Source organism: Neisseria uirgultaei (assembly GCF_962719845.1).
Lineage (GTDB): Bacteria > Pseudomonadota > Gammaproteobacteria > Burkholderiales > Neisseriaceae > Neisseria > Neisseria bergeri.
Genome location: NZ_CAUIYF010000004.1, coordinates 158,206 through 175,663 on the forward strand (window position 1 = coordinate 158,206; position 17,458 = coordinate 175,663).

Consider the following 17,458-nt stretch of genomic DNA (forward strand, 5'->3'; position numbering starts at 1 on the left):
GGAGAACAAATCATGAAAAAACTCAACACCCAATCGCCCGATTTCCAAGCCGGACTCAAAGCCCTGCTGGCTTTTGAAACCGCGCAAAACCCCGAAACCGAACGCATCGTTGCCGACATTTGCGCCGATGTGCAAAAGCGCGGCGATGCGGCTTTGATTGAATACACCAACAAATTCGACCGGGCAAACGCTCAAAGCATCAATGATTTAATACTCACGCAAGCCGATTTGAAAGCCGCGTTCGAGCGCATTCCGAACGACGTTCAGACGGCATTGCGGATTGCCGCCCGCCGTGTCGAAAGCTACCACCAACGCCAAAAAATGGAATCGTGGAGCTACACCGACGAAGACGGCACGCTGTTGGGGCAACAGATTACCCCGCTTGACCGCGTCGGTATTTACGTCCCCGGCGGCAAGGCGGCATATCCGAGTTCCGTCATCATGAACGCGATGCCCGCCCACGTCGCAGGCGTGAAAGAAATCATTATGGCCGTACCGACACCGAAAGGCGAACGCAACGACATCGTGCTTGCCGCCGCATACGTCGCCGGCGTAACCAAAGTCTTCACCGTCGGCGGCGCGCAGGCGGTTGCGGCTTTGGCTTATGGTACGGAATCGGTGCCTCAAGTCGATAAGATTACCGGCCCGGGCAACGCCTTCGTCGCCGCCGCCAAACGCCGCGTGTTCGGCGTGGTCGGCATCGACATGGTGGCGGGACCGTCTGAAATCCTGGTCATCGCCGACGGCACGACACCCGCCGACTGGGTGGCGATGGATTTGTTCAGCCAGGCCGAACACGACGAAATTGCCCAAGCCATCCTCATCGGCACGTCTCAAGCGTATCTCGACGAAGTAGAAGCCGCTATGGACAGGCTCATCGAAACCATGCCGCGCCGCGACATCATCGAAGCCTCGCTCGGCAACAGGGGCGCGATGATACTCGCCAAAGACTTGGACGAAGCCTGCGAAATCGCCAACTACATTTCCCCCGAACACTTGGAATTGTCAGTCGAAAACCCGCAGGAATGGGCGAAAAAAATCCGCCACGCCGGCGCGATTTTCATGGGACGCTACACTAGCGAAAGCCTCGGCGACTACTGCGCCGGCCCAAACCATGTGCTGCCCACCAGCCGCACCGCCCGCTTTTCCTCGCCTTTAGGGACATATGATTTCCAAAAACGCTCCAGCCTGATTCAGGTTTCGGAACAGGGTGCGCAAAAATTAGGCGAAACCGCCAGCGTGCTGGCACACGGCGAAAGCCTGACCGCCCACGCCCGCGCGGCAGAGTTCCGTATGAAATAATGCCGAAACGGCGTACAGGCATATTCCAACCATTAAGGAAACACGATGAAATCCGTCCGACACCTCATCCGCGACGACATACGGGCTATGTCGGCATATCAGATTGCCGACGTCCCGCCCGGTTTTGCCAAACTCGATGCGATGGAAAGCCCCGCCCATCCTTTTGAGGGGCACGAAGCCCTGATGCGGGAATGGCTGGCGCAACTGGCATCCACCCCCATCCACCTCTATCCCGACCCCGCAAAGAGCGGTTTGCAGGAAGCATTGCGTTCGGCGTTCGACATTCCCGAGTCCGCCGACATCGTGCTGGGCAACGGCTCGGACGAGCTGATACAGTTCATCACCATGCTGACCGCCAAACCGGGCGCGGCAATGTTGGCAGCCGAACCCAGTTTCGTCATGTACCGCCACAACGCCGCCCTTTACGGTATGGATTATGTCGGCGTTCCATTAAACGGAGATTTCACCCTCAACCTGCCCGCCGTCCTCGAAGCCGTCAGGAAGCACCGCCCTGCCCTAACCTTTATCGCCTACCCGAACAACCCGACCGGCGTATGCTTCGCGCGCGGCGAAATCGAAGCCGTCATCGAGGCTTCAGACGGCATTGTCGTGGTCGACGAAGCCTACGGCGCATTCAACGGCGACAGCTTTCTGCCACAGGCGGGCAGGATTCCCAACCTGATAGTCTTACGCACCCTCAGCAAAATCGGTTTTGCCGGACTGCGTATCGGCTATGCGGTAGGCTGTCCCGAAGTCATCGGCGAACCGCAAAAAATCCTGCCGCCCTACAATATGAACCAACTGAGCCTGACCACCGCCAAACTCGCCCTGCAACACTACGGCATCATCTCTGCCAACATCGACAGACTGAAAAACGAACGCGAACGGATGTTCGCCGAATTGGGCAAAATATGCCGTCTGAACGCCTTTCCAAGTCAGGCAAACTTCATTACCATACGCGTACCCGATGCCGATTTGTTGTTTGACACATTCAAACAAAACCGCATCCTCGTCAAAAAACTGCACGGCTCTCACCCGCTTTTGGAACACTGCCTGCGTATTACCGTAGGCAGCCCCGCACAAAACGATGCCGTTCTCAACGTCATCCGCCAACTTTACTGCCAACCAACGGATTTCCTATGAATTTGACTAAAACACAACGCCAACTGCACAACTTCCTGACCCTCGCCCAAGAAGCAGGTTCACTGTCCAAGCTCGCCAAACTCTGCGGCTACCGCACCCCCGTCTCACTTTACAAACTCAAACAACGCCTTGAAAAGCAGGCAGAAGACCCCGACGCGCGCGGCATCCGTCCCAGCCTGATGGCAAAACTCGAAAAACACACCGGCAAACCCAAAGGCTGGCTCGACAGAAAACACCGCGAACGCACTGTCCCCGAAACCGCCGCAGAAAACACCGGAACTGCCGAAACCCAAATTGCCGAAACCGCATCCGCTGCCGGCTGCCGCAGCGTTACCGTCAACCGCCATACCTGCGAAACCCAAATTACCGTCTCCATCAACCTCGACGGCAGCGGCAAAAGCAGGCTGGATACCGGCGTTCCCTTCCTCGAACACATGATCGACCAAATCGCCCGCCACGGCATGATCGACATCGACATCAGCTGCAAAGGCGACCTGCACATCGACGACCACCACACCGTCGAAGACATCGGCATCACACTCGGACAGGCAATCCGGCAGGCACTCGGCGACAAAAAAGGCATCCGCCGCTACGGACACGCCTACGTCCCGCTCGACGAAGCCCTCAGCCGCGTCGTCATCGACCTTTCCGGCCGTCCCGGACTCGTGTACAACATCGAATTTACCCGCGCCCTGATTGGAAAATTCGATGTCGATTTGTTTGAAGAATTTTTCCACGGCATCGTCAACCACAGTATGATGACCCTGCACATCGACAACCTCAGCGGCAAAAACGCCCACCATCAGGCGGAAACCGTATTCAAAGCCTTCGGGCGCGCCCTGCGTATGGCAGTCGAACACGACCCGCGCATGGCAGGGCAGACCCCGTCCACCAAAGGCACGCTGACCGCATAACACAAACAGGCCGTCTGAAGCGCAGAAAGCCTTCAGACGGCATTACAGCACCCCAACAAAGGAGAAACACTATGTCCGCAGAAACATACACAAAAATCGGCTGGATAGGCTTAGGGCAAATGGGTCTGCCTATGGTAACGCGGCTCTTGGACGGCGGCATCGAAGTCGGCGTATACAACCGCTCGCCCGGCAAAGCCGCCACCTTAGTTGAAAAAGGCGCAAAAGTTTACGGCAGCACCGCCGAACTCGTCCGCGACTATCCCGTCATTTTCCTGATGGTTTCCGACTATGCCGCCGTGTGCAACATCCTGAACGGAGTCCGCGACGGATTGTCCGGCAAAATCATCGTCAATATGAGCACCATCTCCCCGACCGAAAACCTCGCCGTCAAAGCACTTGTCGAAGCCGCAGGCGGACAGTTTGCCGAAGCACCCGTTTCCGGATCGGTCGGCCCCGCCACCAACGGCACGCTGCTGATTCTGTTCGGCGGCAGCGAAGCCGTTTTAAACCCGCTGCAAAAAATATTTTCCCTCGTCGGCAAAAAAACCTTCCACTTCGGCGAAGTGGGCAAAGGCTCGGGCGCGAAACTCGTCTTGAACTCGCTCTTGGGCATTTTCGGCGAAGCGTACAGCGAAGCGATGCTGATGGCGCGGCAGTTCGGCATCGATACCGACACCATCGTCGAAGCCATCGGCGGCTCGGCAATGGACTCGCCCATGTTCCAAACCAAAAAATCCCTGTGGGCAAACCGCGAATTCCCACCCGCCTTCGCCCTCAAACACGCCTCCAAAGACCTCAACCTCGCCGTCAAAGAGCTTGAACAGGCAGGCAACACCCTGCCCGCCGTCGAAACCGTTGCTGCCAGCTACCGCAAAGCAGTCGAAGCCGGCTACGGCGAACAGGACGTTTCCGGCGTTTACCTGAAATTGGCAGAACACTGATTGCCTTTTCCAAACACAATGCCGTCTGAACATATTTCAGACGGCATTTTTATCGCCCCGCGCTTGAAATCAGTCCCGATTATGACTATAATCCGCACAAATTTAGTCAATATCAAGACCAATTATGAACCGACTCGACCAACTTGGAACCCGTATCAACCTGATTTGCAATGTCTTCGACAAATGGATCGGGCAGCAGGATTTGAATTACAACCTCTTTGCCGTACTTTATACCCTGGCAACCGAAGGCAGCCGCACGCAAAAGCATATCGGCGAAGAGTGGAGTCTGCCCAAACAGACCGTTTCAGGCGTATGCAAAACCCTTGCCGGACAAGGGTTAATCGAATGGCAGGAAGGCGAACAGGACCGGCGCGAACGGTTGCTGTCGCTGACCGAAAAAGGCAAAGCCCATGCCGCACCTTTAACAGAAAGCGCGCAGGAATTCAGCGACAAAGTATTTGCCACATTCGGCGACAAGCGCACAACCCGGCTGTTTGCCGATTTGGATGCACTGGCGGAAGTGATGGAAAGAACAATCTCGGAAAATAAAAAATAGAGAGCAAATATGTGGAAAATGTTGAAACACATAGCCCAAACCCACCGCAAGCGTCTGCTCGGCACATTTTCTCTGGTCGGACTGGAAAACCTTTTGATGCTGGTGTATCCGGTGTTTGGCGGTTGGGCAATTAATGCCGTAATTGCGGGGAAGGTGTGGCAGGCGTTGCTGTACGCTTTGATTGTGCTTTTAATGTGGCTGGTCGGTGCGGCGCGACGGATTGCCGATACGCGCACGTTTACGCGGATTTATAGTGGATTAAATTTAAACCAGTACAGCGTTGCCTCGCCTTGCCGTACTATTTGTACTGTCTGCGGCTTCGTCGCCTTGTCCTGATTTAAATTTATACCGAAATCGCCGTGCCGGTTGTGTTGGAACAGCAGCAGCGGCAAGTCACGCATTCAGCGGTAACTGCGCGGGTTGCCCTGTCGCGTGAGTTTGTCAGCTTTTTTGAAGAACACTTGCCGATTGCCGCGACATCCGTCGTATCCATATTCGGCGCGTGCATCATGCTGCTGGTGCTGGAATTTTGGGTCGGCGTGTCGGCGGTGGGCATACTTGCGTTGTTTTTATGGCTTTTGCCACGTTTTGCCGCCATTAGCGAAAACCTGTATTTCCGCCTGAACAACAGCTTGGAACGCGACAACCACTTTATCCGAAAAGGCGACGAGCGGCAGCTGTACCGCCATTACGGACTGGTTGCGCGCCTGCGTGTGCTGATTTCCAACCGCGAAGCCTTCGGCTATCTCTGCGTCGGCGCGGCGATGGGTATTTTGTTCGGCTTTGCTTTTGTAATGATGACGCTCAAAGGCTACGGCAGCGCGGGGCATATTTATTCGGTCAGCACTTATCTGTGGATGTTTGCCATGAGTTTGGACGACGTACCGCGATTGGTCGAACAATATTCCAATTTGAAAGACATCGGACAACGGATAGAGTGGTCGGAACGGAACATCAAAGCCGGAACTTGAAAAATGCCGTCTGAACACGCTTCAGACGGCATTTCCATCCTTTCGGCAAACTACATCACATCCGCCCGCCGGTTGACAAGTTTGGCAAACAACTTTTCAACAGAAGCTTCCGCCTGCAAACCAATGCGCTGGATCAGGCTTTGCTTCTCCTGATATTTCACTTCGATAACCTGTTTGTTTTCAAACGCTTTCAACAACAAATCATCACTGGTCGAAATACTGTCAACCAGATTCAGCTCCAACGCCTGCCGACCGAACCAATGCTCGCCCGTCGCTATTTTTTCAATATCCAACCCGGGGCGGTTTTCACTGACAAACTGCTTGAACAACTGATGCGTTTCCTCCAGTTCCTGCCGGAATTTCTGTTTGCCCTTTTCCGTATTTTCACCCATAAAGGTAACCGTGCGCTTAAATTCGCCTGCCGTCATCACATCCACATCGATATCATGTTTTTTCAACAGGCGGTGGATATTCGGCACTTCCGCCACCACACCCACCGAACCGACAATCGCAAACGGAGCGGAAACAATTTTATCCGCCACACACGCCATCATATAGCCGCCGCTTGCCGCGACCTTATCGACAGCAACAGTCAACGGAATATTGCGTTCGCGCAAACGCCTAAGCTGCGAAGCTGCCAAACCGTAACCGTGAACGACACCGCCCGGACTTTCCAATCTGAGCAGAACCTCATCTTCAGGCTTGGCAATCGAAAGCACCGCCGTAATCTCATGACGCAAGGATTCTACGGCGTGTGCATACAAATCGCCGTCAAAATCCAACACAAAAAGGCGGGATTTTTGCGTTTCGGCAGATTTCTCTCCGCCCTCCTTCAAACGCTTTTTCTCTGCTTTGGCTTCCGCCTTTTCCTTTTTCTTTTCTTCTTTTTCCTGATGTTTTGCCTCTTCCCCGCTTAAAAAGAATGCTTCAAACGATTGCCGCTGTTTTTTATAATTTTCCGAAAAATCCGTCAGTACGACACTGCCGCTTTCCGACTGTTTCTTACTCTGTACGATAGCCAACACAATCAGCGCAATTGCGCCAAACACGGTAAGCAGTTCGAGCAGGAAAATACCGTAATTCAGTAAAATTTCTTTCCACATTGATTGGATTTCCTCTTGTTCAGGCATGAACATGTCAATATTGTCCATCCCCGTCCGACAGATAAAAAAATAACCGCTTGGAGCGGTATTGTTATTTTCAGCTTGGTGCCCGGAGCCGGAATCGAACCGGCACGGGATGTTTAGTCCCGACGGATTTTAAGTCCGTTGTGTCTACCTATTTCACCACCCGGGCATTTGTGAAAGGTGGAGGCGGGGGCGCGGATTTTAACCGGCCTGTATGAAGATTGCACTCCTCATAGCATAAACACTCTGCCACCCCGCCATGGTACGATAATGGAGGCGAGAGTCGGAATCGAACCGGCGTAGACGGATTTGCAATCCGCTGCATAACCACTTTGCTATCTCGCCTAAAACTGGCTTATCTAAAAACTTGGAGCGGGAAACGAGTCTCGAACTCGCGACCTCAACCTTGGCAAGGTTGCGCTCTACCAACTGAGCTATTCCCGCGCGTTCAAACATATCGGTTTTTGGAGCGGGAAACGAGTCTCGAACTCGCGACCTCAACCTTGGCAAGGTTGCGCTCTACCAACTGAGCTATTCCCGCGTTGATATGTTTGAAATAAAACTTGGAGCGGGAAACGAGTCTCGAACTCGCGACCTCAACCTTGGCAAGGTTGCGCTCTACCAACTGAGCTATTCCCGCAATGATTACGGAAGAATGAAATTTTTGGAGCGGGAAACGAGTCTCGAACTCGCGACCTCAACCTTGGCAAGGTTGCGCTCTACCAACTGAGCTATTCCCGCCCGATTTCATTCTCCAACATCGAAGAAGACGCAATTATTATGGATTATGTTTTTACCGTCAAGCTATTTTTATGTTTTTTTCAGGCAATTTCTTTCCACGCCATTTTCAGATAATACAGCATCGACCAAACCGTCAGCAAAGATGCGATAAACATCAATATGTTGCCGGTAACAACAAGATTAAATCCGTAAAAATCGGGAAAATTCAGCAGCAAAAAGAAAATCGCCAGCATTTGCGCGGCGGTTTTGAACTTGCCGATGGTGGCGACGGCAACGCTGCTCCTTTTTCCCATTTGCGCCATCCATTCGCGCAATGCGGAAATGGTAATTTCCCTGCCGATGATGATCATGGCAAACAAAACATAGGTCCGATCGAGTTTGACCAGTAAAAGCAGCGATACGGCGACCATCAGCTTGTCGGCGACGGGGTCGAGGAATGCGCCGAAATCCGAGGTCTGTTTCCACAACCTTGCCAAAAATCCGTCAAACCAGTCGGTCAAGGCGGCAACGGCAAAAATGACGGCGGCGGCAACATTGACTGCTTCTTCCGAAAACCATGAGAACGGCAGGTAGAAAAGGACAATCAGTACGGGAATGAGCAAGACCCTCAACCATGTGAGGAAGATGGGGATGTTCCAAGGCATCAGTTTTCTCTGTGCGGACTGTAAAATTATGATTATAACGGTTATCCTCATAACCCAAAACGTAAAATTTCCGCATAGTCATTCCCCCTGCCCCGCCAATCTGTTTTCATATTCTTTTCAAACGCAGGAAAATGGCGGGCAATAAAAGCAAAATACCCAGTTTCAGACTGAAAACGGCAGGTTGTGCCAACACTTCGACAAGGCGGTCTTCCGTGCGGGAAAAATCTTTATTGCTATAGACACTGCCACTGTTGCGGTATTCCAACAGAACGCCGTTTAAAAAACCTTTGCCGACGGTTTCGCTGAAAACAATCTTAACCTGCCGCGCCCTGATGGCTCTGCCGATATTGCCGCCTGTGCACAAATCGTCGAACCCGTAGCAGGAAAACCGGTAATGTTGCCCGTCTGCATTCAGTTTGATTGCCCGTCCGCTGCGGTTGGGTGCGGTAACGGTCAATTCTGCATATTCGAATGTTTTTTCTTGTTCGTGAAATGCCGTCAGGTAAGGTGCAATAAAAACGGCGGACAACAGCAGACAGCTTATGGCGGCAAACAATGCCAAGCGGTGATATTTCATACTTGTTCCCTGTTTCTCAAATGCCGTCTGAAAAAACGGCTGCATATGTTGTCTGCAAAATATCGGGAAGCATATCAGACAAAATGCCGTCTGAAATATTTTCAGACGGCATTTCAATCCGAAACGGATTATTTTTGCGTTTCAACCGCTTCCAGTGCGCGCAGGGCGTAAGTGTAGGCAGCACCGGCATTCAGGGCGATGGCGGTTGCCAATGCGCCGGCGATTTCGCTTTCGGTCGCACCGGCTTTGGCTGCGGCGGCGGCATGAACGCTGATGCAGCTTTCGCAACGGGTGGTAATGGCAACGGCGATGGCAATCAGCTCGCGCGTTTTGGCATCGAGTGCTTCGGCAGCGGCGGCCTGTTCCAGTGCGCCGTAGGCTTGCAGCATTTTCGGATGGGATTTGCCCAGCTCGCCGAATGATTTTTTAACCAACGCGGTATGTTCTTTCCAATCTTTAAACATTTTCTTTTCCTTTGTCTTGTGTTTGGCCCCGATACGCAGTTGCGTATCTGTTTTCGATGTGCGTATTATCGCAATTATTCAGTTGTGTTTCTCGTTTAATCATCTCATTTTATGGTTCAAAAAGATTTATGGACATTCTGGACAAACTGGTAGAACTTGCCCAATTAACGGGCAGTGTCGATGTGCAGTGCCTTTTGGGCGGACAATGGTCGGTACGGCATGAAACCTTGCAACGCGAAGGACTGGTGCATATTGTTACGGCGGGCAGCGGCTACATCTGCATAGACGGCGAAACTTCCCCGCGTCCGGTCGGCACGGGCGATATTGTATTTTTCCCGCGCGGCTTGGGTCATGTGTTGAGCCACGACGGAAAATACGGAGAAAGTTTACAACCGGATATACGACAAAACGGTGCATTCACGGTCAAACAGTGCGGCAACGGACAGGATATGAGCCTGTTTTGCGCCCGTTTCCGCTACGACACCCACGCCGATCTGATGAACGGCCTGCCGGAAACCGTTTTTCTGAACATTGCCCATCCGAGTTTGCAGTATGTGGTTTCAATGCTGCAACTGGAAAGCGAAAAACCTTTGACGGGGACGGTTTCCGTAGTCAACGCATTGTCATCCGTCCTGCTGGTGCTTATCCTGCGCGCCTATCTCGAACAGGATAAGGATGTCGAACTCTCGGGCGTGTTGAAAGGTTGGCAGGACAAACGTTTGGGACATTTGATCCAAAAGGTGATAGACAAACCGGAAGACGAATGGAATATTGACAAAATGGTTGCCGCCGCCAATATGTCGCGCGCGCAGCTGATGCGCCGCTTCAAAGAACAGGTCGGACTCAGCCCGCATGCCTTCGTCAACTACATCCGCCTGCAGAAAGGCGCGCTGCTGCTGAAAAAAACGCCGGATTCGGTTTTGTCGGTCGCGCTGTCGGTGGGTTTCCAGTCGGAAACGCATTTCGGCAAGGCGTTCAAACGGCAATACCTTGTTTCGCCAGGGCAATACCGCAAAGAAGGCGGGCAAAAATAAATCGGGGACTCAAACGCAAATGCCGTCTGAAAAGGCTTTCAGACGGCATTTGCGTACCGCGTCATTTCAAGGGCTGCATCTCCATCACTTCCATCAAAAAGTTGGTAAATGCGGGGTTATCGGGTTTGGCATCCATATTTTTCCAACGCTGCTGCCAGCCGCGCAGGGCATTTTGGATATACAGTTTGGACTGTTCGGTATTGATTTCGCCGCGCTGGCTGTCCACCGCCGAACGCAGGTAGATTTCATACATACTGTCATCGACGGCATTGCGCCCGACCAGACGTTTTCTAAAGTTGTTCAGATATTGCGCCGCCTGAACCTTGGTCATTTTGCCGATGTTCACCTGATAACCTAGGCGCGTCGCCTCGTCGCGGATTTTGGAAACGTCCGTCCAATGCGAAGGGGCGAGACGGAAACCTTTTGCAGACGCTTCCGCCGGAACGGTATTAATCGGCCTGACGGGGATTTCGGTCAGGGTGGGCACATAAACAGTTCCGCAGCCGGACAGGGCGGCCGCGATGGGGATGAGGGCAAGATATTTTTTCATACCCGCCATTATAATCAGGTTTGCCCTGAAAAAACAAATTGTTCCGAAAAAACGGGGGTTCGGCATCATTGGCGCGCGCCCGAATCCGCCGCCGCAAACCCTGCCGCAAGGTTTACAATTTGACCTTTTTATCGCGACAAATATTATATGGATACCGCAAAAAAAGACGTTTTGGGTTCCGGCTGGATGCTGGTGGCGGCGGCCTGCTTCACCATTATGAATGTATTGATTAAAGGGGCATCGGCAAAATTTGCCCTCGGCAGCGGCGAATTGGTCTTTTGGCGTATGCTGTTTTCAACCGTTGCGCTCGGTGCTGCCGCCGTATTGCGTCGGGACACCTTCCGCACGCCCCATTGGAAAAACCACTTAAACCGCAGTATGGTCGGGGCGGGGGCGATGCTGCTGCTGTTCTACGCGGTAACGCATCTGCCTTTGGCAACCGGCGTTACCCTGAGTTACACCTCGTCGATTTTTTTGGCGGTATTCTCCTTCCTGATTTTGAAAGAACGGATTTCCGTTTACACGCAGGCGGTGCTGCTCCTTGGTTTTGCCGGCGTGGTATTGCTGCTTAATCCATCGTTCCGCAGCGGTCAGGAACTGGCGGCACTCGCCGGTCTTGCAGGCGGCGCGATGTCCGGCTGGGCGTATTTGAAAGTGCGCGAACTGTCTTTGGCGGGCGAACCCGGCTGGCGCGTCGTGTTTTACCTTTCCGCAACCGGCGTGGCGATGTCTTCGGTTTGGGCGACGCTTACCGGCTGGCATATGCTGTCTTGGCAGTCGGCGGTTTATCTGTCGGGCATCGGCGTGTCCGCGCTGATTGCCCAACTGTCGATGACGCGCGCCTACAAAGTCGGCGACAAATTCACGGTTGCCTCGCTTTCCTATATGACCGTCGTTTTTTCCGCGCTTTCGGCGGCGTTCTTTTTGGGCGAACAGCTTTTCTGGCAGGAAATACTCGGTATGTGCATCATCATCCTCAGCGGCATTTTGAGCAGCATCCGCCCCATTGCCTTCAAACAACGGCTGCAATCCCTGTTCCGCCAAAGATAAAAAATGCCGTCCGAACATCCTTCAGACGGCATATCGGGCTTTATTTCCCCGCCTTCACATCCTGCCACTGGCGCACCATAAACTTCAATGCCGCCGGCCGGATGGGAATCATAATAAAGCTGTTTTTCAAATCTTCCCCGCTCGGGAAAATCGTATTGTCATTTTTAAATTCGTCCTCCATCAAATCGCGCGCCGGCTTGCTCGAAGGCGCGTAGGTAACGAAATTGCCGTTTTTCGCCGACACTTCCGGATCGAGGAAGTCGTTGATGTATTTGTGCGCGTTGGCGACGTTTTTCGCATCTTTCGGAATCACGAAAGAATCCACCCAAATCCCCACGCCCTCTTTCGGCATCATCACGCGGATTTTTTCCTTGCCGCCTGCTTCTTCGGCACGGCGTTTGGCAATATTCAAATCGCCGCCGAAACCGATTGTTACGCAAGTATCGCCGCGCGCCAAATCATCGATAAAGCCGGACGAAGTGAAGCGTTTGATATTGGGGCGGTTTTTCTTGAGCAGGGCGGTTGCCTCCCTGATGTCTTCCGTATTGCTGCTGTTCGGGTTTTTACCCAAATAGTTCAATACCATAGGATAGATTTCCGCCGCGCTGTCCAAATAGCTGATGCCGCATTGTTTGAGTTTGGACGTGTATTCGGGGTTAAACACCAAATCCCACTGGTTGTCCGGCAGCTTGTCCGTACCCAAAGCCTTTTTCACGCGTTCGGTATTGATGGCGAAGGTATTTGTCCCCCAATAAAACGGTACGGCGTATTCGTGGCCGGGATCGACCCCGTCCATCAGCCTCATCATTTCGGGGTTGAGATGTTTATAATTGGGAATCAGCGACTTATCAATTTTCTGATACGCACCTGCCTTAATCTGCCTACCCACAAACGCATTGGACGGCGCGACAATGTCGTAACCGGATTTTCCGGTCAGCACCTTGCTTTCCAGCGTTTCATCGCTGTCGTACACATCATAAGTAACCTTGATGCCGTTTTTCTTTTCAAAATCGGCAACGGTTTCCGGATCGACGTATTCCGACCAGTTGTAAATTTTCAATACGTTTTGGTTTTCCACCGGTGCCGGTTTTTCGGCAGGCGGTTTGTCCGAACCGCCGCACGCTGCAAGCAGCAAAGCAGTCAGGACGGCGAGTGGCAGATGTTTGGCCATTATCATTCCTTGCATATCGGGTTGGAGAAAGCGGCCATTATAGCCGATATTGGCAACAGGGCTTCAGACGGCATTCAAAATCCCGCAATGCCGTCTGAAAGCCGCCGCTTCCATAGCTAGAAACAGGGATTTGCGGTAAGATACCGCCGTTCGTTTTCCCTGCTTTTACCATGACAAGACATTTGAGAGACATTGAAAAAATTATGAAAACTTCCGAACTGCGCCAAAAATTCCTAAAATTTTTTGAAACCAAAGGTCACACCGTCGTCCGCTCTTCCAGCCTCGTGCCACACGACGACCCGACCCTGCTGTTTACCAACGCGGGCATGAACCAGTTTAAAGACGTATTTTTAGGTTTCGACAAACGCCCGTACAGCCGTGCCACTACCGCGCAAAAATGCGTACGCGCAGGCGGTAAACACAACGACTTGGAAAACGTAGGCTACACCGCCCGCCACCACACCTTCTTTGAAATGATGGGCAACTTCTCCTTCGGCGACTACTTCAAGCGCGACGCGATCCACTTCGCTTGGGAATTCCTGACTTCCCCTGAATGGTTGAACATCCCCAAAGACAAACTCTTGGCGACCGTGTATGCCGAAGACGACGAAGCCTACAACATCTGGCTGAACGAAATCGGCATGCCGTCTGAACGCATCGTCCGCATCGGCGACAACAAAGGCGCGAAATACGCGTCTGACAACTTCTGGCAAATGGGCGACACCGGACCCTGCGGCCCCTGCTCCGAAATTTTCTACGACCACGGCGAAGAAATCTGGGGCGGCATTCCCGGCAGCCCTGAAGAAGACGGCGATCGCTGGATCGAAATTTGGAACTGCGTATTCATGCAGTTCAACCGCGACGAACAAGGCAATATGAACCCGCTGCCCAAGCCGTCCGTCGATACCGGTATGGGCTTGGAACGCATGGCCGCCGTCATGCAGCACGTCCACAGCAACTACGAAATCGACCTGTTCCAAGACCTGCTCAAAGCCGTTGCCCGCGAAACCGGTGCGCCATTCAGCATGGAAGAACCCAGCCTGAAAGTGATTGCCGACCACATCCGATCCTGCTCCTTCCTGATTGCAGACGGCGTCTTGCCTTCCAACGAAGGCCGCGGCTACGTATTGCGCCGCATCATCCGCCGCGCCGTGCGCCACGGTTACAAACTGGGTCAAAGCAAACCATTCTTCCACAAACTGGTGGCCGATTTGGTCAAAGAGATGGGCGATGCCTACCCTGAATTGAAAGAAAAACAAGCCCAAATCGAAGAAGCGTTGAAAAACGAAGAAAGTCGTTTTGCCCAAACGCTGGAAACCGGCATGGCTTTGTTGGAAAACGCATTGGCTAAAGGCAGCAAAAAACTCGACGGCGAAATCATCTTCAAACTCTACGATACCTACGGTTTCCCATACGACTTGACTGCCGACATCTGCCGCGAACGCAATATCGAACTGGACGAAGCAGGCTTCGAGCGTGAGATGGAAGCCCAACGCGCACGCGCACGCGCCGCACAAAGCTTCAAAGCCAACGCCCAACTGCCTTACGACGGTCAAGACACCGAATTTAAAGGTTATAGCGAACGCCAAACCGAATCCAAAGTCCTCGCCCTCTACAAAGACGGCGAGCAAGTCGACGAATTGAACGAAGGCGACGAAGGTGCCATCGTTATCGACTTTACCCCGTTCTATGCAGAATCCGGCGGCCAAGTCGGCGACGTCGGCTATATCTTCGCAGGCGAAAACCGCTTTGAAGTACGTGATACCCAAAAAATCAAAGCGGCCGTATTCGGTCAATTCGGCGTACAAACATCAGGCCGCCTGAAAGTCGGCGACAGCGTTACCGCCAAAGTGGATGACGAAATCCGCAATGCCAATATGCGCAACCACAGCGCGACCCACCTGATGCACAAAGCCCTGCGCGATGTATTGGGCGAACACGTTGAACAAAAAGGCTCTTTGGTTACCGCCGAATCCACCCGTTTCGACATTTCCCATCCTCAAGCGGTAACTGCCGAAGAAATCGCCGAAGTCGAACGCCGCGTCAACGAAGCCGTTTTGGCCAACGTTGCCGTCAACGCAGCCATTATGAGCATGGAAGACGCCCAAAAAACCGGCGCGATGATGCTTTTCGGCGAAAAATACGGCGACGAAGTACGCGTATTGCAAATGGGCGGTTTCTCTACCGAATTGTGCGGCGGTACACACGTTTCACGCACCGGCGACATCGGCCTCTTCAAAATCATCAGCGAAGGCGGTATTGCCGCAGGCGTGCGCCGTATCGAAGCCATCACCGGCCTGAACGCACTCAAATGGGCGCAAGAACAAGAGCGTTTGGTTAAAGACATTATTGCCGAAACCAAAGCCCAAACCGAAAAAGACGTACTGGCGAAAATCCAAGCAGGCGCGGCACACGCCAAAGCATTGGAAAAAGAATTGGCACGCGCCAAAGCCGAACTCGCCGTCCACGCAGGCGCCAAACTCTTGGACAACGCCAAAGACTTGGGCGCAGCCAAACTCGTTGCCGCCCAAATCGAAGCCGACGCAGCCGCCCAGCGCGAAATCGTAACCGACCTGACCGGAAAATCCGACAACGCCGTGATTCTTTTAGCGGCAGTAAACGACGGCAAAGTCTCCCTGTGTGCCGGCGTATCCAAAGCCCTGACCGGCAAAGTCAAAGCAGGCGATCTGGTTAAATTTGCAGCCGAACAAGTCGGCGGCAAAGGTGGCGGCCGTCCCGACTTGGCGCAGGCCGGCGGCACAGATGCCGGCAAATTGCCCGAAATGCTGGCAAGCGCGGAAGAATGGGTAAAAGCCAAACTCGCGTAATCCCTCTGCCGAAGCAAAATGCCGTCTGAACACCCAAGCCTTCAGACGGCATTTTTTCCGCACGCAGTTGCTACGGTTACAAAAATCCCGTCATTCCCGCGCAGGCTGGAATCTAGGGCGTTCGGTTTCGGTTATATTGGAATTTCGAGAAACTGATGAATCGTCATTCCCGCGCAGGCGGTAATCCAGAAACGCGGGACGGCGGCAATATTCAAAGGTTGTCTGAAAATTCAGAGGTTCTAGATTCCCACTTTCGTGGGAATGACGACGGAGAATTTTCTGTTTTTCCAATAAATTACCGTAACTTAAAATCCCGTCATTCCCGCGCAGGCGGGAATCCAGACCTTAGAACAACAGCAATATTCAAAGGTTGTCTGAAAATTCAGAGGTTCTAGATTCCCGCTTTCGCGGGAATGACGGCGGAGGTTGCTGTTGTTTCGGATAAATTCCTGCGGTTTCGGGTGTCTAGATTCCCGCTTTCGCGGGAATGACGGCGGGGAAGTTTCTGTTTTTCTGATAACTTACCGTAATTTAAAATCTCGTCATTCCCGCGCAGGCGGGAATCTAGGACGTTCGGTTTCGGTACTGTCAAAAATGCCGTCTGAAGCCCAGCGTTTCAGACGGCATTTTTTATTTCACACCCTTACAGGTAGAATTTTTCGAGGACTTTCAGGTTGTCATCCAATTTGTACACCAGCGGCTGGCCGGTCGGGATTTCCAAGCCCATGATGTCTTCGTCGGAAATGCCCTCGATGTGTTTTGCCAGCGCGCGCAGGGAGTTGCCGTGCGCCGCCACCAAGACGCGTTTGCCGCTCAAAATCGCGGGGGCGATTTGGTCTTCCCAAAACGGCAATACGCGCTCCAAAGTAACTTTCAAATTTTCGCCGTCGGGGATAACATCGGCAGGCAGATGGGCATAGCGGCGGTCTTTGTGTGCGGAAAACGCGTCGTCTTTGTCCAAGAGCGGCGGCAGGGTGTCGTAGCTGCGCCGCCAGATGCGGACTTGCTCGTCACCGTATTTTTCGGCGGTTTGTTTTTTGTCCAAACCTTGCAGTTGGCCGTAGTGGCGTTCGTTCAGCCGCCATGTTTTGATTTGCGGTACGAACAGTTGGTCGGATTCTTCCAAAACGATGTTGCAGGTCTTAATCGCGCGGATCAGGACGGATGTGAAGGCGATGTCGAACTCATAGCCGTTTTCTTTCAGTTTCTTACCGGCGGCGGCAGCCTCGGCAAGCCCCTGCTCGCTCAGCTTTACGTCGCGCCAGCCTGTAAACAGGTTTTTCGCGTTCCATTCGCTTTGTCCGTGGCGGATAAATACCAATTCCATATCGTCTCCAATGTGTGAAAGTGGGAAAGCCTTATTTATAACATATTTTCACATTTCCCGTATTTGATTCAGATTCAGACACGGCACCCACTATGGTTTGCCGTTTTGATTTACAATA

At 52.8% G+C, this 17,458-nt stretch carries 15 protein-coding genes, 6 tRNA genes and 1 pseudogene; 9 read left to right on the forward strand and 13 right to left on the reverse strand.

Annotation, left to right across the window (positions count from 1 at the left end; genetic code table 11):
* The first annotated feature begins 12 nt into the window (after positions 1-12).
* The 6 genes and pseudogenes from hisD to Q9J32_RS10110 all read left to right on the forward strand — a co-directional run bounded on the left by hisD (position 13) and on the right by Q9J32_RS10110 (position 5,827).
* On the forward strand, positions 13-1,302 hold the full coding sequence (gene hisD / locus Q9J32_RS03995; protein WP_301885133.1) for a histidinol dehydrogenase: 1,290 nt from the start codon (positions 13-15) through the stop codon (positions 1,300-1,302).
* Positions 1,303-1,347: 45 nt separating this feature from the next.
* Positions 1,348-2,445: a histidinol-phosphate transaminase gene (gene hisC, locus Q9J32_RS04000; RefSeq protein WP_301885132.1), complete on the forward strand. Its 1,098-nt coding sequence runs from the start codon at positions 1,348-1,350 to the stop codon at positions 2,443-2,445.
* The gene (gene hisB / locus Q9J32_RS04005) at positions 2,442-3,359 is read left to right on the forward strand and encodes an imidazoleglycerol-phosphate dehydratase HisB (protein WP_301885131.1); all 918 of its coding nucleotides are present in this window, start codon (positions 2,442-2,444) and stop codon (positions 3,357-3,359) included. Before hisC ends, hisB begins: the two co-directional genes overlap by 4 nt.
* A 71-nt stretch (positions 3,360-3,430) precedes the next feature.
* The gene (locus tag Q9J32_RS04010) at positions 3,431-4,300 is read left to right on the forward strand and encodes an NAD(P)-dependent oxidoreductase (protein ID WP_301885130.1); all 870 of its coding nucleotides are present in this window, start codon (positions 3,431-3,433) and stop codon (positions 4,298-4,300) included.
* A 124-nt stretch (positions 4,301-4,424) separates the two neighbouring features.
* Positions 4,425-4,856, forward strand: a complete 432-nt coding sequence (locus tag Q9J32_RS04015) for a MarR family winged helix-turn-helix transcriptional regulator (protein WP_301885129.1) — start codon at positions 4,425-4,427, stop codon at positions 4,854-4,856.
* A gap of 9 nt (positions 4,857-4,865) precedes the next feature.
* Positions 4,866-5,827, forward strand: a pseudogene (locus Q9J32_RS10110) (ABC transporter six-transmembrane domain-containing protein).
* Between the two features lie 50 nt (positions 5,828-5,877).
* Here Q9J32_RS10110 and sohB read toward each other — a convergent pair.
* From sohB to Q9J32_RS04075, 10 genes are all read right to left on the reverse strand, one after another.
* Positions 5,878-6,930 (reverse strand): protease SohB, encoded by a 1,053-nt coding sequence (sohB, locus tag Q9J32_RS04030; RefSeq protein WP_301885127.1) that lies wholly within the window; start codon positions 6,928-6,930, stop codon positions 5,878-5,880.
* A gap of 103 nt (positions 6,931-7,033) precedes the next feature.
* Positions 7,034-7,123, reverse strand: a tRNA-Leu gene (locus Q9J32_RS04035).
* 102 nt (positions 7,124-7,225) lie between these two features.
* Positions 7,226-7,299: transfer RNA gene (locus Q9J32_RS04040), tRNA-Cys, on the reverse strand.
* A 23-nt stretch (positions 7,300-7,322) separates the two neighbouring features.
* Positions 7,323-7,398 (reverse strand) — tRNA-Gly (locus Q9J32_RS04045).
* A gap of 21 nt (positions 7,399-7,419) precedes the next feature.
* Positions 7,420-7,495 (reverse strand) — tRNA-Gly (locus Q9J32_RS04050).
* 23 nt (positions 7,496-7,518) lie between these two features.
* Positions 7,519-7,594 (reverse strand) — tRNA-Gly (locus Q9J32_RS04055).
* A 25-nt stretch (positions 7,595-7,619) separates the two neighbouring features.
* Positions 7,620-7,695, reverse strand: a tRNA-Gly gene (locus Q9J32_RS04060).
* An 80-nt stretch (positions 7,696-7,775) separates the two neighbouring features.
* Positions 7,776-8,339 carry a CDP-diacylglycerol--glycerol-3-phosphate 3-phosphatidyltransferase gene (gene pgsA, locus Q9J32_RS04065; RefSeq protein WP_301885126.1) on the reverse strand — a complete coding sequence of 188 codons (564 nt, stop codon included), beginning with the start codon at positions 8,337-8,339 and terminating at the stop codon, positions 7,776-7,778.
* Positions 8,340-8,445: 106 nt separating this feature from the next.
* A complete protein-coding gene (locus Q9J32_RS04070) occupies positions 8,446-8,916 on the reverse strand; it encodes a hypothetical protein (RefSeq protein ID WP_301885125.1) in 471 nt (156 codons plus the stop codon).
* 128 nt (positions 8,917-9,044) lie between these two features.
* On the reverse strand, positions 9,045-9,380 hold the full coding sequence (locus tag Q9J32_RS04075) for a carboxymuconolactone decarboxylase family protein (protein ID WP_118811801.1): 336 nt from the start codon (positions 9,378-9,380) through the stop codon (positions 9,045-9,047).
* 128 nt (positions 9,381-9,508) lie between these two features.
* Here Q9J32_RS04075 and mtrA point away from each other — a divergent pair, with 128 nt between their 5' ends.
* Positions 9,509-10,414 (forward strand): efflux transporter MtrCDE transcriptional activator MtrA, encoded by a 906-nt coding sequence (mtrA, locus tag Q9J32_RS04080; protein ID WP_301885124.1) that lies wholly within the window; start codon positions 9,509-9,511, stop codon positions 10,412-10,414.
* 61 nt (positions 10,415-10,475) lie between these two features.
* Here the strand turns inward: mtrA and Q9J32_RS04085 are convergent, their stop codons facing one another.
* Positions 10,476-10,964: a prokaryotic membrane lipolipid attachment site family protein gene (locus Q9J32_RS04085; RefSeq protein WP_107819453.1), complete on the reverse strand. Its 489-nt coding sequence runs from the start codon at positions 10,962-10,964 to the stop codon at positions 10,476-10,478.
* A 147-nt stretch (positions 10,965-11,111) separates the two neighbouring features.
* Here Q9J32_RS04085 and Q9J32_RS04090 point away from each other — a divergent pair, with 147 nt between their 5' ends.
* Complete coding sequence (locus Q9J32_RS04090; RefSeq protein WP_301818385.1) at positions 11,112-12,014, forward strand: DMT family transporter; 903 nt, start codon at positions 11,112-11,114, stop codon at positions 12,012-12,014.
* 40 nt (positions 12,015-12,054) lie between these two features.
* Here the strand turns inward: Q9J32_RS04090 and Q9J32_RS04095 are convergent, their stop codons facing one another.
* Complete coding sequence (locus Q9J32_RS04095; RefSeq protein WP_301885123.1) at positions 12,055-13,185, reverse strand: polyamine ABC transporter substrate-binding protein; 1,131 nt, start codon at positions 13,183-13,185, stop codon at positions 12,055-12,057.
* Positions 13,186-13,388: 203 nt separating this feature from the next.
* On the opposite strand from Q9J32_RS04095, the gene alaS reads away from it, so the two are divergent.
* The gene (gene alaS, locus Q9J32_RS04100) at positions 13,389-16,013 is read left to right on the forward strand and encodes an alanine--tRNA ligase (RefSeq protein WP_301885122.1); all 2,625 of its coding nucleotides are present in this window, start codon (positions 13,389-13,391) and stop codon (positions 16,011-16,013) included.
* Between the two features lie 643 nt (positions 16,014-16,656).
* Here the strand turns inward: alaS and Q9J32_RS04105 are convergent.
* Positions 16,657-17,340, reverse strand: a complete 684-nt coding sequence (locus Q9J32_RS04105; RefSeq protein ID WP_301885121.1) for a 2,3-diphosphoglycerate-dependent phosphoglycerate mutase — start codon at positions 17,338-17,340, stop codon at positions 16,657-16,659.
* Positions 17,341-17,458 lie beyond the last annotated feature (118 nt).

Coding starts and splice junctions, on each gene's coding strand:
- mtrA (WP_301885124.1), top strand. CDS start 9,509: ATGGACATTCTGGACAAACTGGTAGAACTTGCCCAATTAACGGGCAGT.
- hisB (WP_301885131.1), top strand. CDS start 2,442: ATGAATTTGACTAAAACACAACGCCAACTGCACAACTTCCTGACCCTC.
- Q9J32_RS04095 (WP_301885123.1), bottom strand. CDS start 13,185: ATGGCCAAACATCTGCCACTCGCCGTCCTGACTGCTTTGCTGCTTGCA.
- Q9J32_RS04085 (WP_107819453.1), bottom strand. CDS start 10,964: ATGAAAAAATATCTTGCCCTCATCCCCATCGCGGCCGCCCTGTCCGGC.
- Q9J32_RS04015 (WP_301885129.1), top strand. CDS start 4,425: ATGAACCGACTCGACCAACTTGGAACCCGTATCAACCTGATTTGCAAT.
- Q9J32_RS04075 (WP_118811801.1), bottom strand. CDS start 9,380: ATGTTTAAAGATTGGAAAGAACATACCGCGTTGGTTAAAAAATCATTC.
- pgsA (WP_301885126.1), bottom strand. CDS start 8,339: ATGCCTTGGAACATCCCCATCTTCCTCACATGGTTGAGGGTCTTGCTC.
- alaS (WP_301885122.1), top strand. CDS start 13,389: ATGAAAACTTCCGAACTGCGCCAAAAATTCCTAAAATTTTTTGAAACC.
- Q9J32_RS04105 (WP_301885121.1), bottom strand. CDS start 17,340: ATGGAATTGGTATTTATCCGCCACGGACAAAGCGAATGGAACGCGAAA.
- hisD (WP_301885133.1), top strand. CDS start 13: ATGAAAAAACTCAACACCCAATCGCCCGATTTCCAAGCCGGACTCAAA.
- sohB (WP_301885127.1), bottom strand. CDS start 6,930: ATGTGGAAAGAAATTTTACTGAATTACGGTATTTTCCTGCTCGAACTG.
- Q9J32_RS04070 (WP_301885125.1), bottom strand. CDS start 8,916: ATGAAATATCACCGCTTGGCATTGTTTGCCGCCATAAGCTGTCTGCTG.
- hisC (WP_301885132.1), top strand. CDS start 1,348: ATGAAATCCGTCCGACACCTCATCCGCGACGACATACGGGCTATGTCG.
- Q9J32_RS04090 (WP_301818385.1), top strand. CDS start 11,112: ATGGATACCGCAAAAAAAGACGTTTTGGGTTCCGGCTGGATGCTGGTG.
- Q9J32_RS04010 (WP_301885130.1), top strand. CDS start 3,431: ATGTCCGCAGAAACATACACAAAAATCGGCTGGATAGGCTTAGGGCAA.